Annotated in this window: 13 protein-coding genes; 9 read left to right on the top strand and 4 right to left on the bottom strand. The window is 63.4% G+C overall.

Going from position 1 to position 12,890, the window contains the following annotated elements; all coding sequences use genetic code 11:
- Window position 1 precedes the first annotated feature (1 nt).
- Window positions 2-1,339: an LLM class flavin-dependent oxidoreductase gene (locus CCOS865_RS05100; RefSeq protein ID WP_119138506.1), complete on the bottom strand. Its 1,338-nt coding sequence runs from the start codon at window positions 1,337-1,339 to the stop codon at window positions 2-4.
- Between the two features lie 265 nt (window positions 1,340-1,604).
- On the opposite strand from CCOS865_RS05100, the gene moaC reads away from it, so the two are divergent.
- The 3 genes from moaC to moaE are packed head-to-tail and all read left to right on the top strand — an operon-like array spanning window position 1,605 to window position 2,769.
- Entirely contained in the window at window positions 1,605-2,078 is a 474-nt protein-coding gene (gene moaC / locus CCOS865_RS05105) for a cyclic pyranopterin monophosphate synthase MoaC (protein WP_119138508.1), read from the top strand.
- Window positions 2,075-2,320 (top strand): MoaD/ThiS family protein, encoded by a 246-nt coding sequence (locus tag CCOS865_RS05110; RefSeq protein ID WP_119138510.1) that lies wholly within the window; start codon window positions 2,075-2,077, stop codon window positions 2,318-2,320. The genes moaC and CCOS865_RS05110 overlap by 4 nt, the downstream gene beginning before the upstream one ends.
- A 2-nt stretch (window positions 2,321-2,322) precedes the next feature.
- Window positions 2,323-2,769: a molybdopterin synthase catalytic subunit MoaE gene (gene moaE / locus CCOS865_RS05115; protein WP_119138512.1), complete on the top strand. Its 447-nt coding sequence runs from the start codon at window positions 2,323-2,325 to the stop codon at window positions 2,767-2,769.
- A gap of 102 nt (window positions 2,770-2,871) precedes the next feature.
- Here moaE and rhlB read toward each other — a convergent pair whose 3' ends face one another.
- On the bottom strand, window positions 2,872-4,305 hold the full coding sequence (rhlB, locus tag CCOS865_RS05120; protein ID WP_119138619.1) for an ATP-dependent RNA helicase RhlB: 1,434 nt from the start codon (window positions 4,303-4,305) through the stop codon (window positions 2,872-2,874).
- Window positions 4,306-4,406: 101 nt separating this feature from the next.
- On the bottom strand, window positions 4,407-5,063 hold the full coding sequence (locus tag CCOS865_RS05125) for an alpha/beta hydrolase (RefSeq protein WP_119138513.1): 657 nt from the start codon (window positions 5,061-5,063) through the stop codon (window positions 4,407-4,409).
- 336 nt (window positions 5,064-5,399) lie between these two features.
- Between CCOS865_RS05125 and CCOS865_RS05130 the strand changes: the two genes are divergently transcribed.
- The 4 genes from CCOS865_RS05130 to CCOS865_RS05145 all read left to right on the top strand — a co-directional run bounded on the left by CCOS865_RS05130 (window position 5,400) and on the right by CCOS865_RS05145 (window position 9,558).
- Window positions 5,400-6,428 carry an amino acid ABC transporter substrate-binding protein gene (locus CCOS865_RS05130; RefSeq protein ID WP_119138515.1) on the top strand — a complete coding sequence of 343 codons (1,029 nt, stop codon included), beginning with the start codon at window positions 5,400-5,402 and terminating at the stop codon, window positions 6,426-6,428.
- A 68-nt stretch (window positions 6,429-6,496) separates the two neighbouring features.
- On the top strand, window positions 6,497-7,675 hold the full coding sequence (locus CCOS865_RS05135; protein WP_119138517.1) for an amino acid ABC transporter permease: 1,179 nt from the start codon (window positions 6,497-6,499) through the stop codon (window positions 7,673-7,675).
- Between the two features lie 10 nt (window positions 7,676-7,685).
- A complete protein-coding gene (locus CCOS865_RS05140) occupies window positions 7,686-8,783 on the top strand; it encodes an amino acid ABC transporter permease (RefSeq protein ID WP_119138519.1) in 1,098 nt (365 codons plus the stop codon).
- 10 nt (window positions 8,784-8,793) lie between these two features.
- Window positions 8,794-9,558: an amino acid ABC transporter ATP-binding protein gene (locus tag CCOS865_RS05145; protein WP_119138521.1), complete on the top strand. Its 765-nt coding sequence runs from the start codon at window positions 8,794-8,796 to the stop codon at window positions 9,556-9,558.
- A 37-nt stretch (window positions 9,559-9,595) separates the two neighbouring features.
- On the opposite strand, the gene algW is transcribed toward CCOS865_RS05145, so the two are convergent.
- Window positions 9,596-10,756: a Do family serine endopeptidase AlgW gene (gene algW / locus CCOS865_RS05150; RefSeq protein ID WP_119138523.1), complete on the bottom strand. Its 1,161-nt coding sequence runs from the start codon at window positions 10,754-10,756 to the stop codon at window positions 9,596-9,598.
- Between the two features lie 214 nt (window positions 10,757-10,970).
- On the opposite strand from algW, the gene CCOS865_RS05155 reads away from it, so the two are divergent.
- Together CCOS865_RS05155 and cysD are read left to right on the top strand one after the other, a co-directional pair.
- Window positions 10,971-11,729 (top strand): Nif3-like dinuclear metal center hexameric protein, encoded by a 759-nt coding sequence (locus CCOS865_RS05155; RefSeq protein WP_119138525.1) that lies wholly within the window; start codon window positions 10,971-10,973, stop codon window positions 11,727-11,729.
- Window positions 11,730-11,968: 239 nt separating this feature from the next.
- Window positions 11,969-12,886: a sulfate adenylyltransferase subunit CysD gene (gene cysD / locus CCOS865_RS05160; RefSeq protein WP_119138527.1), complete on the top strand. Its 918-nt coding sequence runs from the start codon at window positions 11,969-11,971 to the stop codon at window positions 12,884-12,886.
- Window positions 12,887-12,890: the final 4 nt, after the last annotated feature.

Here is a 12,890-nt window from a genome sequence, read left to right on the forward strand (position 1 = left end):
GTTACGAGGCGACCCGCAGTGGCGCGTGCGTTTCGCTGTGGCGGTTGTGCGGTACGTCGATGCCCAGGTGGCCGCGCAAGGTGCTGGCCTGGTACTCGCTGCGGAACAACCCGCGCTCGCGCAGAATCGGCAGGACCTCATCGGTGAAGCGGGCGAATTCACTCGGCGCACCGACATGAATGTTGAAGCCGTCGACGGCGCCTTCGAGGAACCAGCGCTCGATCTCGTTGGCCACCGTCAGGGCCGAGCCGGCGAAGCCGGAGAACGGCCGGGCGAAACGCAGGGCGGTTTCGCGCAGGGTCAGGCCCTGCTCCGAGGCGACGCGCTTGATCCGCTCGGCGTGGCCGCGATAGCCGTTGCTGCCCAACTCGCCCAGCTCAGGGAACGGCGCATCGAGGTCGTACTGCTTGAAGTCGTGATAACTGAACGGCCGGCCGAGCTGGACCAGCGCCTTGTTCAGGTCGAGTTCGCCGTCACGCTGGCGCTGCAGCGCCTGGGCCTGTTCGTCGGTGTCGGCGATGATCGGCGTGATCCCGGGGAACAGCAGCACCAGGGCTGGGTCCCGGCCGGCCTCGGCGGCCCTGCGCTTGATGTCGGCGTAGTACTCGCGGGCGTCCTCGAAGTTGTCGACGCCGGCGAAGATGCCTTCGGCGATGTCCGCCGCCAGACGCCGGCCCGACTCGGAGATACCCGCCTGGAAGATCACCGGCTGGCCCTGTGCCGAGCGCGAGATGTTCAGCGGCCCGGTCACCGAGAAGAACTCGCCTCTGTGGTCCAGGCGGTGCTGCTTGGCGGGGTCGAGAAACTGCTTGTGGGCTTTGTCCCGCGGGAAGGCGTCATCCTCGTAGCTGTCCCACAGCCCTTGCACCACCTGCACATGCTCGCGCGCCCTGCGGTAGCGTTCGCCGTGGTCGATGTGCTGCTCCAGGCCAAAGTTGCCCGCCGCGCCTTCGAGCCCGGTGGTGACCACGTTCCAGCCGGCACGGCCCTGGCTGATGTGGTCGAGCGAGGCGAACTGGCGGGCCACGTTGAACGGCTCGGTGTAGGAGGTGGTGAGGGTGGCGACCAGGCCGATCTTGTCGGTGGCGCCCGCCAGGGCCGAAAGCAGGGTCAGCGGCTCCAGGCGGTTGAGGAAGTGCGGCGCCGAGTCGGGGGTGATGTAGGGGCTGTCGACGATGAACACGAAGTCGAAGCGGGCGGCCTCGGCGGCACGCGCCTGCTGTTTGTACCAGTCGATGTCGATGCTGGCGTTACCCGGGATTTCCGGGTGCAGCCATTCCTGTTGATCGGTGCCGACGCCGGTCAGGATGGCGCCCAGATGCAGCTGACGTTTACTCATGGTGGTCTGATCCCTGGTGGTCTTGGGTTGATCCTCCACCAGGTATGGGGTCGGTCTTTGAGCGAAGATATGCCTATAAGAAACGTCCGTGAAAGGCTTTTTTGGAATAACGTAATTATCAGAAATTGTAATTTTAATATTTTATAAAATTACCTATTTTTATTATGTGCCTGTCCACTACGGTGCGCGGGGCCTGGCGGTTTTTTTGCTGCGAAAAGCTGACCTGCGGGTTTACACTCTGGGTTCCCTTCACAGGAGCAGAGCAGTGCTGACTCATCTCGATTCCCAGGGGCGCGCCAACATGGTCGACGTCACTGAAAAAGCCGTGACCGAACGCGAGGCGGTGGCCGAGGCGCGGGTGCGCATGTTGCCGCAGACCCTGCAGATGATCGTCGAGGGCGAGCATCCCAAGGGCGATGTGTTCGCCGTGGCGCGGATCGCCGGCATCCAGGCGGCAAAAAAGACCAGCGACCTGATCCCGCTGTGCCATCCGCTGATGCTGACCAGCGTCAAGGTCGAACTGAGCGCTGAGGGCAGTGACGCCGTGCGCATCGTTGCCCGCTGCAAGCTGGCCGGGCAGACCGGGGTCGAGATGGAAGCGCTGACCGCGGCCAGCGTCGCTGCGCTGACGATCTATGACATGTGCAAGGCCGTCGACAAGGGCATGGTCATCGAGCAGGTGCGCCTGCTGGAGAAGACCGGCGGCAAGAGCGGCCATTACCGGGTGGAGGCGCAATGAACGTCGACGTGGTGTATTTCGCCCGCTACCGAGAAGTGCTGGCCCGTGATGGCGAGCGCCTGCAGGGTGAGTTCGCGGTGCTCGACGATGTGCGCAAGGCGCTGCTGGCCAAGGGCGGTGCGTACCAGGTACTGGCCGAGCAGAACCTGATGTGCGCGCGCAATCAGGACCTGTGCCGCCTGGCAGAGCCGTTGGCGGAGGGCGACGAAGTGGCGTTCTTCCCACCGGTGACCGGAGGCTGAGCATGGCGGTGCGAGTGCAGCAGCAGGCGTTCGATCCGGGTGCCGAAGTCAACGCCCTGCATGCCGCCAATGTCGGCGTCGGGGCGGTGGTCGGTTTTGTCGGCTATGTGCGCGATTTCAATGATGGCCGGGACGTGGCCGGGATGTTTCTCGAGCATTACCCGGGGATGACCGAAAAGGCCCTGGCCAAGATCGTGGTCGAGGCCGAGCAGCGCTGGCCGTTGCTCAAGGTCGAGGTGCTGCACCGCATCGGTGCCCTCGAGCCGGGCGAGCCGATCGTGTTCGTCGGGGTGGCCAGTGCCCATCGTCAGGCCGCATTCGATGCCTGCAACTTCATCATGGACTACCTGAAGACCCGCGCGCCGTTCTGGAAGAAGGAGAACACCCAGGAGGGACCGCGCTGGGTGGAAGGCAAGCAGTCCGATCAGGACGCTGCGCAGCGCTGGTAATGCGTGGGGGAGGGCCGGGGCGATGCCCCGGTTCGCGGGCAAGCCCGCTCCTACAGGATCCTTGCATCAGCAGGGAGCCTGTGAGAGCGAAGCCCGCAGCGGTCAGGGGTGCTTGCGCGGCACCGCTTGCAGCAGTTCGTCCGGCGGCATCTCGCACTTGATCTTGCGCCCCAGCAGCGTTTCGATCGCCGGCAGTTGATACGAGTCATCCTCGCCGGCAAAGCTGATCGACACACCCGCGGCGCCAGCCCGGCCGGTACGGCCAATCCGGTGCACGTAGTCGTCGGGGTCTTCTGGCAGGGTGAAGTTGATCACGTGGCTGATGCCATCGATGTGAATCCCACGGCCCGCCACATCGGTCGCCACCAGCACGGTGATACGCCCTTCGCGGAAGTTTTCCAGGGTACGGATGCGCTTGTGCTGCGGCACGTCACCCGACAGCTGGGCGGCGTTGATGCCGTCGCGCACCAGGCGCTCTTCGATGCGCCGCACTTCATCCTTGCGGTTGGCGAAGACCATCACCCGTTCCCACTTCTGTTGGGTCACCAGGTTGTACAGCAGCTTGTACTTGTCGCTGCCAGCCACCGCATACACGTGCTGCTCGACGGTCTCGCTGGCGACGTTCTCCGGCTCGATCTCGACGATCGCCGGGTTGGTGGTCCACTGCTTGGCCAGGTTCATCACGTCTTCGGTGAAGGTCGCGGAGAACAGCAGGGTCTGGCGTTCGCTCTTCGGTGGGGTCTGGCGGATGATCTGCCGCACCTGGGGGATGAAACCCATGTCGAGCATGCGGTCGGCTTCGTCCAGGACCATCACTTCGACCATGTCCAGGTGCACTTCGCCACGCTGGTGGAAGTCCAGCAGGCGCCCCGGAGTGGCCACGAGGATGTCGCAATGGCGCGCTTCGAGGGCCTTGAGCTGCTTGTCGAAGTCCATCCCGCCGACAAACGTCATCACGTTGAGGCCGCTGTACTTGGTCAGCGCCGCGGCGTCCTTGGCGATCTGCACCACCAGTTCACGGGTCGGGGCGATGATCAGCGCACGCGGCTCGCCCATGTAGCGCTCTTTGGGCGGTGGCGTCTGCTGCAGCTGGGAAATGATCGAGATCAGGAACGCAGCGGTCTTGCCGGTGCCGGTCTGGGCGCGACCAATGGCGTCCTGGCCGCGCAGGGTGTAACCCAGCACCTGGCCCTGGATCGGCGTGCAGTAGGGGAAACCCAGGTCCTGGATGGCGTGCATCAGCTCGTTGGAGAGCTTGAAGTCATGGAAGCGGATCTTGCCTTCCTGAGGCTCGACGACGAAATCTTCCGGTTTCCACAGGCTGGCCTGTGGCTTGGGCTTGCGCTCGCGACGCGGCTTGTCCTGGACAGGCGTGTCGACGCGAGGGCTGGCAGGGGGCTCAGCCACTGGGCTGGCCTTGGCCTCGGGAGCCGGCGGCGTAGCCGCAGGCACGGGCAGGATCACGTGGGCATCGGGTGCGACGGCCTGAGGCACGGCGTCTCCCTTGCCGAATATTTTTTTCAGTGCCTTGAGCACGGTCATCTCATCAATTGATTAAGGAATGTACGCCGGGCAGTGTAATGCAAGAATCAGGCGCGGCGTAGCCCAATGCTCAGGCAACTACAAGCGGGCCCGGATCAGAGCAGGCGCTCGTGCAACCAATCGCCGATATCCTTCAGCTCGGCCACGGCAACCTCATGCTCCATGGGGTATTCCTGCCAGCGCGCGGCCACGCCCCAGGTGTTGAGGTATTCGAAGGCGGTGCGGCCCATGGACGGGATCACCACCGGATCATGCACGCCATGCAGGCACAGTGCGGGTGTGCGCTGCTGGCAGGCCGACAGCTGGTGGCTGTCGCTGAAGGTCGGGGCGTAGGTGGACAGCGCGATGACCCCGCCGAGCGCTTCTTGCCACTTTATATAGGCAGTGTGCAGCACCACCGCGCCACCCTGGGAGAAACCGGCGAGAAGGATGCGTGCCAGGTCGATGCCCTTGGCCTGCTCGGCCTTGATCAGCCCGATGATCTGTTCGGCCGACTCCTCCAACTGGGCTTCGTCGATGGCACGGGCTGGGCTCATGGCCTTGATGTCGTACCAGCTGGGCATTGCATAGCCACCGTTGATGGTCACTGGCCGGGTCGGCGCCTGGGGCATGACGAAGCGCGTGCTGAGCAAACGCTCCTGGAGCAGTTCGGCCACCGGTAGGAAGTCGTAACGGTCGGCACCCAGGCCGTGCAACCAGATCACACAAGCGTCGGCGGTGTTTTGCGGTTCGAGAATCAACGGGTTGGTCATGACTGCTCCGAAAGTGTGCGCGCGTACTGAATAAGTGCGTGAAAAGAAGGCGTCGGTGGCCAATGTCAGAAAAGGATGTCGCAACTCTACAACTTTTCCTACTTGACGGCCGCTTAATCGCTTAAGCCCCCGACTGTGGTACGCGCTTTGCTATGAATCAAGTGATGCGAAGGGAATGGCCCGAGACGGTAACACCCTAAGCGCGGTTCGAAGGCTGTCATAGAACAGCTCATTGCGCCAATTGACCCAAAAACAAGCCAACCAGGGTCGGATGCGCCTCATAAGGGTGCGGTGCAATACCGGCTCGATACAACAAGAGCGATTTGGAGGTTGTGAATGAAGATGTTGAAAACCACCCTGGCAGTCCTGACCGCTGCCGCCACGCTGGGCTCGGTGGGCATGGCCCACGCCGGTGCCACGCTGGATGCGGTAAAGAAGAAGGGCTTCGTCCAGTGTGGCGTGAGTGATGGCCTTCCCGGTTTCTCGGTCCCTGACTCCACGGGCAAGATCGTCGGCATCGATGCCGATGTCTGCCGCGCCGTCGCCGCTGCGGTATTCGGCGACGCCACCAAGGTCAAGTTCAGCCAGCTCAACGCCAAGGAGCGCTTCACCGCGCTGCAGTCCGGCGAAGTCGACGTGCTGTCGCGCAACACCACCTGGACCAGCTCGCGCGATTCCGGCATGGGCCTGGTGTTCGCCGGCGTCACCTACTATGACGGCATCGGCTTCCTGGTCAACAAGAAGCTCGGCGTCTCCAGCGCCAAGGAACTCGACGGCGCCACCGTGTGCATCCAGGCCGGTACCACCACCGAACTGAACGTCTCCGACTACTTCCGCGCCAACGGCCTGAAGTACACCCCGATCACCTTCGACACCTCCGACGAGAGCGCCAAGTCGCTGGAGTCCGGTCGTTGCGACGTGCTCACCTCGGACAAGTCGCAGCTCTACGCACAACGCTCCAAGCTGGCCGCGCCGACCGAGTACGTGGTGCTGCCGGAAACCATCTCCAAGGAGCCGCTTGGCCCGGTGGTGCGCAAAGGCGATGAAGAGTGGTTCAGCATCGTCAAGTGGACCCTCTACGCCATGCTCAACGCCGAAGAGGCGGGCATCACCTCGAAAAACGTCGAGGCCGAAGCCAAGTCCACCAAGAACCCGGACAACGCCCGTCTGCTGGGTGCCGACGGTGAATACGGCAAGGACCTCAAGCTGCCCAAGGACTGGGTAGTGCAGATCGTCAAGCAAGTGGGTAACTACGGCGAAGTGTTCGAGAAGAACCTTGGCAAAGACACCCCGCTCGCGATCGACCGTGGCATGAACGCCCTGTGGAACAACGGCGGCATCCAGTACGCACCACCGGTGCGCTGACTGGCTGCACCCTGCGGCGGCATCCCGCCGCCGCAGGCTGTTCTGATCCCTTTTTTCCGGGGCACTTCATGCAAAATCGAATCGACGCACAAAAGGGGTTGTCCCTGAACGACCCGCGTGTGCGCGCCTGGCTGTTCCAGATCCTCACGGTGCTGTTCGTGGTCGGTCTGGGCTGGTACCTGTTCCACAACACCCAGACCAATCTGCAACACCGGGGCATCACCTCCGGTTTCGACTTCCTTGAACGCAGCGCCGGCTTCGGCATCGCCCAGCACCTGATTCCCTATGTGGAGTCAGACAGTTATGCGCGGGTGTTCCTCATCGGCCTGCTCAATACCCTGCTGGTGACCTTCATCGGCATCATCCTGGCCACCCTGCTGGGGTTCATCATCGGCGTGGCGCGGCTGTCGCCGAACTGGATGATCAGCAAGCTGGCCACCGTGTACGTGGAGACCTTCCGCAATATCCCGCCGCTGCTGCAGATCCTGTTCTGGTACTTCGCGGTGTTCCTGACCCTGCCCGGACCGCGCGGCAGCATCAACATCGACGACATGTTCTTCATCAGCAACCGCGGCCTGAACATGCCCGGCGCGTCCATGGCCGAGGGCTTCTGGCCGTTCGTCATCGCCGTGCTGCTGGCGATCGTGGCGGTGGTGCTGATGGTGCGGGTGGCCAACAAGCGCTTCAACGAGACGGGTGAGCCGTTCCACAAGTTCTGGGTCGGCCTGCTGCTGTTGCTCGGGGTCCCGGGCGTCTGCGCCGTGCTGTTCGGCAGCCCGCTGCACTGGCAAATGCCCGAGCTCAAGGGCTTCAACTTCGTCGGTGGCTGGGTGCTGATCCCGGAGCTGCTGGCGTTGACCCTGGCGTTGACCATCTATACCGCGGCGTTCATCGCCGAGATCGTTCGCTCGGGGATTCGCTCGGTCAGCCATGGCCAGACAGAAGCCGCGCGTTCGCTGGGCCTGCGTGAGGGCCCGACCCTGCGCAAGGTGATCATCCCTCAAGCGCTGCGGGTGATCATTCCGCCCTTGACCAGCCAGTACCTGAACCTGGCGAAGAACTCGTCGCTGGCGGCCGGTATCGGCTACCCGGAAATGGTCTCGCTGTTCGCCGGTACGGTACTCAACCAGACCGGCCAGGCGATCGAGGTGATCGCGATCACCATGAGTGTCTATCTCGCCATCAGCATCAGCATCTCGCTGCTGATGAACTGGTACAACAAGCGCATCGCGCTGATCGAGCGGTGAGGTTCTGCCCGTGAATGCACACGTTTTCAAACCCGATATGCCGCCCCCGGTGAAAACCGTCGGCGTGCTCGCATGGATGCGTGCAAACCTGTTCTCCAGCTGGCTCAACACCTTGCTGACCCTGGTCGCCCTGTACCTGGTGTGGCTGATCGTGCCGCCGCTGCTGCAGTGGTCGCTGATCGATGCCAACTGGGTCGGCACCACCCGTGCCGACTGCACCAAGGAGGGCGCCTGCTGGGTGTTCATCCAGCAACGCTTTGGCCAGTTCATGTACGGCTACTACCCCCCCGAACTGCGCTGGCGCGTCGACCTGACGGTGTGGCTGGCGGTGATCGGCGCGGCGCCGCTGTTCATCAATCGCTTCCCGCGCAAGGCGATCTACGGCCTGGGCTTCCTGGTGCTGTACCCGGTGCTCGCCTACCTGCTGCTGCATGGCGGCAGCTTCGGCCTGACGACGGTGCCGACCAACCAGTGGGGCGGCCTGATGCTGACCCTGGTGATCGCCACCGTGGGTATCGTCGGAGCCTTGCCGCTGGGCATCCTGCTGGCGCTGGGGCGCCGCTCGAACATGCCGGCGGTGAAGGTGGTCTGCGTGACCTTCATCGAGTTCTGGCGCGGCGTGCCGTTGATCACCGTGCTGTTCATGTCGTCGGTGATGCTGCCGTTGTTCCTGCCCGAGGGCATGAGCTTCGACAAGCTGCTGCGGGCGATGATCGGGGTGATCCTGTTCCAGTCGGCGTACATCGCCGAAGTGGTGCGCGGCGGCCTGCAGGCCATTCCCAAGGGCCAGTACGAGGCCGCTGCGGCGATGGGCCTGGGCTACTGGCGGGCGATGGGCCTGGTGATCCTGCCGCAGGCACTCAAGCTGGTCATCCCCGGCATCGTCAACACCTTCATTGCCCTGTTCAAGGACACCAGCCTGGTGATCATCATCGGCCTGTTCGACCTGCTCAACAGCGTCAAGCAGGCGGCGGCCGACCCGGCCTGGCTGGGCATGGCGACCGAGGGCTACGTGTTCGCGGCCCTGGTGTTCTGGATTTTCTGTTTCGGTATGTCCCGCTACTCCATGCACCTGGAGCGCAAGCTGGACACTGGCCACAAGCGTTAGGAGTTTCGAAATGAGTGAAGCGATCAAGCAGCCTGCTGGCCCCGAAGGCATCATCCAGATGCAGGGTGTGAACAAATGGTACGGCCAGTTCCACGTGCTCAAGGACATCAACCTCAACGTCCGTCAGGGCGAGCGCATCGTCCTCTGCGGGCCGTCGGGCTCGGGCAAGTCGACCACCATCCGCTGCCTCAACCGGCTCGAGGAGCATCAGCAGGGGCGCATCGTGGTCGATGGCGTCGAGCTGACCAACGACCTCAAGCAGATCGAGGCGATCCGCCGCGAGGTGGGCATGGTGTTCCAGCACTTCAACCTGTTCCCGCACCTGACCATCCTGCAGAACTGCACCCTGGCGCCGATGTGGGTGCGCAAGATGCCCAAGCGCAAGGCCGAGGAAATCGCCATGCACTACCTTGAGCGGGTGCGGATCCCGGAGCAGGCGCACAAGTTTCCCGGGCAGTTGTCAGGTGGTCAGCAGCAGCGCGTGGCGATTGCCCGGGCGCTGTGCATGAAGCCGAAGATCATGCTGTTCGACGAGCCGACCTCGGCGCTCGACCCAGAAATGGTCAAGGAAGTGCTGGATACCATGGTCGGCCTGGCCGAGGATGGCATGACCATGCTCTGCGTGACCCACGAGATGGGCTTTGCCCGGACCGTGGCGAACCGGGTGATCTTCATGGACAAGGGCGAGATCGTCGAGCAGGCGGCGCCGGATGACTTCTTCGACCGGCCGCAGAGTGATCGGACCAAGCTGTTCCTGAGCCAGATCCTGCATTGATAAAGCGGGGGCCGCGAAAGCGGCCCCAGGCTGTAGATCATTTCTCTTCGGTATTGGCCACCGGCGCCGGTGGCGGGCGCAGCCCCACCTCGGCAATCAGCTTCAGCTGCTGCCCGTTGCGCATGACCTCGATGGCCACCTTGTCGGTCGGCTTGATCCGCGCCACCTGGTTCATCGACTTGCGCCCATCACCGGCCGGCTCGCCGTTGATGCTCAGGATCACATCACCCAACTGCAAGCCCGCACGCTGCGCCGGGCCATCGCGGAAGATCCCCGCGACGACGATCCCCGGACGCCCCTCCAGGCCAAACGACTCCGCTAGCTCCTGGCTCAGCGGTTGCACCTCGATGCCCAGCCAGCCACGGATCACCTGGCCGTGCTCGATGATCGACTTCATCACCTCCAGCGCCAGTTTGACCGGGATGGCGAAGCCGATGCCCTGCGAGCCGCCGGATTTGGAGAAGATCGCCGTGTTGATGCCCACCAGGTTGCCGTTGGCATCGACCAGCGCACCACCGGAGTTGCCCGGGTTGATCGCTGCATCGGTCTGGATGAAGTCTTCGTAGTTGTTCAGGCCCAGCTGGTTACGCCCGGTGGCGCTGATGATGCCCATGGTGACTGTCTGGCCGACGCCGAACGGGTTGCCGATGGCCAGCGAGACGTCGCCGATATGGATAGTGTCGGAGCGGCCGATGGTGATCGCCGGCAGGCTCTTGAGGTCGATCTTGAGCACCGCCAGGTCGGTTTCCGGGTCGCTGCCGATCACCCGCGCGACGGTCTCGCGGCCATCCTTGAGCGCCACCACGATCTGGTCGGCACCGCTGGTGACGTGGTTGTTGGTCAGCAGGTAGCCCTCGGGGCTCATGATCACCGCCGAACCCAGGCTCGACTCCCAGCGCCGCTGCTTGGGCAGGTTGTCGCCGAAGAAGCGGCGGAACTGCGGGTCCTCGAACAGCGGATGGGCGCTCTTGTTGACCACCTTGGTGGTGTACAGGTTGACCACCGCCGGTGCGGCCAGGGTCACCGCATCGGCATAGGACACCGGCCCCTGCATGATCTGCGTGGTCTGCGGCGCCTGCTGCAGGTTGACGTCCTGGCTGGGCAGGCCGACCCATTCGGGGAAACGCTGGATAACCAGCAACGCGATCAATGTGCCAGTGAGCAGTGGCCAGCCAAAGTAACGCAGAACCTTGAGCATCGAAAAATCCTGGGAGTGGGGCAAGGGCCGTTGCAGAGCGGCCCGGGACGCAAACGCGCGCGATCATACACCTCGACAGGGGTGATCGGCGACGGCTGGAATGGCTGCCCCCAGGCGACTGCGCCGGTTTCCCCGAAGCCGGCGACGGCCCATAATGGCGGCCATTATACGGGCGTTGAGCCCGCCAAACGTGCAGATTTCGAGGAGATTTTCCATGGCCGTCGCCCTGAGCACCCTGGTCGAGGAAGCCGAGCGCTATCTGTCCAGCGCCAAGATCCAGGATTACTGCCCCAATGGCCTGCAGGTCGAAGGGCGCCCACAGGTCAGCCGCATCGTCAGCGGCGTCACCGCCAGCCAGGCGCTGCTGGACGCGGCGGTCGAGGCCGAGGCCGACCTGGTGCTGGTGCACCACGGCTACTTCTGGAAAGGTGAAAACCCGTGCATCACCGGCATCAAGCAGCGCCGCCTGAAGACCTTGCTCAAGCACGACATCAGCCTGCTGGCGTTCCACCTGCCGCTGGATGTGCACCCGGAGGTGGGCAATAACGTGCAACTCGCGCATCAGTTGGGGATTACCGTCGAGGGCCCGCTGGACCCTAGCAACCCGAAGGTGGTGGGCATGGTCGGTTCGCTCGATGAGGCCATGTCGGCGCGTGATTTCGCCCGCCGTGTGCAGGACGCGCTGGGCCGCGAGCCGCTGCTGATCGAGGGTGAGCAACGGGTGCGGCGGATCGGCTGGTGCACCGGGGGCGGCCAGGGTTACATCGACACGGCGATTGCCCAGGGGGTCGACCTGTTCCTCAGTGGCGAGGCCTCCGAGCAGACCTTCCACAGTGCCCGCGAGAACGGCATCAGCTTCATCGCCGCCGGCCACCATGCCACGGAGCGCTATGGCGTGCAGGCGCTGGGCGATTACCTGGCGCGGCGGTTTGCCGTGGAGCACCTGTTCATCGATTGCCCGAATCCGATCTGATCGCGAGGTGCTCATTTCGCGGGCAAGCCCGCTCCTACAGAGATCGCGCAAGACCCTGTAGGCGCTGGCTTGCCTGCGATGGCCTGCGCAGCAGGCCCCTTGCCAGCCCAAACCCACAGTCATATGGTTAGACCGTTTCGATCTAGCCACCCTCCTAAATAGAATCAGGCCCTGTGATAAAGTGGCCCGCTCGAACACGGCCCGCTGGCCGTTCATAAGATCGTTTTACGTGAGTAGCCATGGTCGACAAACTGACGCACTTGAAACAGCTGGAGGCGGAAAGCATCCACATCATCCGCGAGGTGGCCGCCGAGTTCGATAACCCGGTGATGCTGTACTCGATCGGCAAGGATTCCGCCGTGATGCTGCACCTGGCGCGCAAGGCCTTTTTCCCGGGCAAGCTGCCGTTTCCGGTGATGCACGTCGACACCCGCTGGAAATTCCAGGAGATGTACAGCTTCCGCGACAAGATGGTCGAGGAAATGGGCCTGGAGCTGATCACCCACGTCAACCCGGAAGGGGTGGCGCAGGGCATCAACCCGTTCACCCATGGCAGCTCCAAGCACACCGACATCATGAAGACCCAGGGCCTCAAGCAGGCGCTGGACAAGTACGGCTTCGATGCCGCCTTCGGTGGTGCGCGCCGTGACGAAGAGAAGTCGCGGGCCAAGGAGCGGGTCTACTCGTTCCGTGACAGCAAGCACCGCTGGGACCCGAAAAACCAGCGCCCCGAGCTGTGGAACGTCTACAACGGCAAGGTCAACAAGGGCGAGTCGATCCGCGTGTTCCCGCTGTCGAACTGGACCGAGCTGGACATCTGGCAGTACATCTACCTCGAAGGTATCCCGATCGTGCCGCTGTACTTCGCCGCCGAGCGTGAAGTCATCGAGAAGAACGGCACCCTGATCATGATCGACGACGAGCGCATCCTCGAGCACCTGAGCGACGAAGACAAAGCCCGCATCGTCAAGAAGAAGGTGCGTTTCCGTACCCTCGGCTGCTACCCGTTGACGGGCGCGGTGGAATCGGAGGCCGAGAGCCTGACCGATATCATTCAGGAAATGCTCCTGACGCGCACTTCCGAGCGCCAGGGCCGTGTCATCGACCACGATGGCGCCGGCTCCATGGAAGACAAAAAACGTCAGGGCTACTTCTAATTTT

This window comes from Pseudomonas reidholzensis, from assembly GCF_900536025.1.
Lineage (GTDB): Bacteria > Pseudomonadota > Gammaproteobacteria > Pseudomonadales > Pseudomonadaceae > Aquipseudomonas > Aquipseudomonas reidholzensis.

Coding starts and splice junctions, on each gene's coding strand:
- CCOS865_RS05100 (WP_119138506.1), bottom strand. CDS start 1,339: ATGAGTAAACGTCAGCTGCATCTGGGCGCCATCCTGACCGGCGTCGGC.
- CCOS865_RS05110 (WP_119138510.1), top strand. CDS start 2,075: ATGAACGTCGACGTGGTGTATTTCGCCCGCTACCGAGAAGTGCTGGCC.
- moaE (WP_119138512.1), top strand. CDS start 2,323: ATGGCGGTGCGAGTGCAGCAGCAGGCGTTCGATCCGGGTGCCGAAGTC.
- CCOS865_RS05125 (WP_119138513.1), bottom strand. CDS start 5,063: ATGACCAACCCGTTGATTCTCGAACCGCAAAACACCGCCGACGCTTGT.
- CCOS865_RS05130 (WP_119138515.1), top strand. CDS start 5,400: ATGAAGATGTTGAAAACCACCCTGGCAGTCCTGACCGCTGCCGCCACG.
- CCOS865_RS05135 (WP_119138517.1), top strand. CDS start 6,497: ATGCAAAATCGAATCGACGCACAAAAGGGGTTGTCCCTGAACGACCCG.
- CCOS865_RS05145 (WP_119138521.1), top strand. CDS start 8,794: ATGAGTGAAGCGATCAAGCAGCCTGCTGGCCCCGAAGGCATCATCCAG.
- algW (WP_119138523.1), bottom strand. CDS start 10,756: ATGCTCAAGGTTCTGCGTTACTTTGGCTGGCCACTGCTCACTGGCACA.
- CCOS865_RS05155 (WP_119138525.1), top strand. CDS start 10,971: ATGGCCGTCGCCCTGAGCACCCTGGTCGAGGAAGCCGAGCGCTATCTG.
- cysD (WP_119138527.1), top strand. CDS start 11,969: ATGGTCGACAAACTGACGCACTTGAAACAGCTGGAGGCGGAAAGCATC.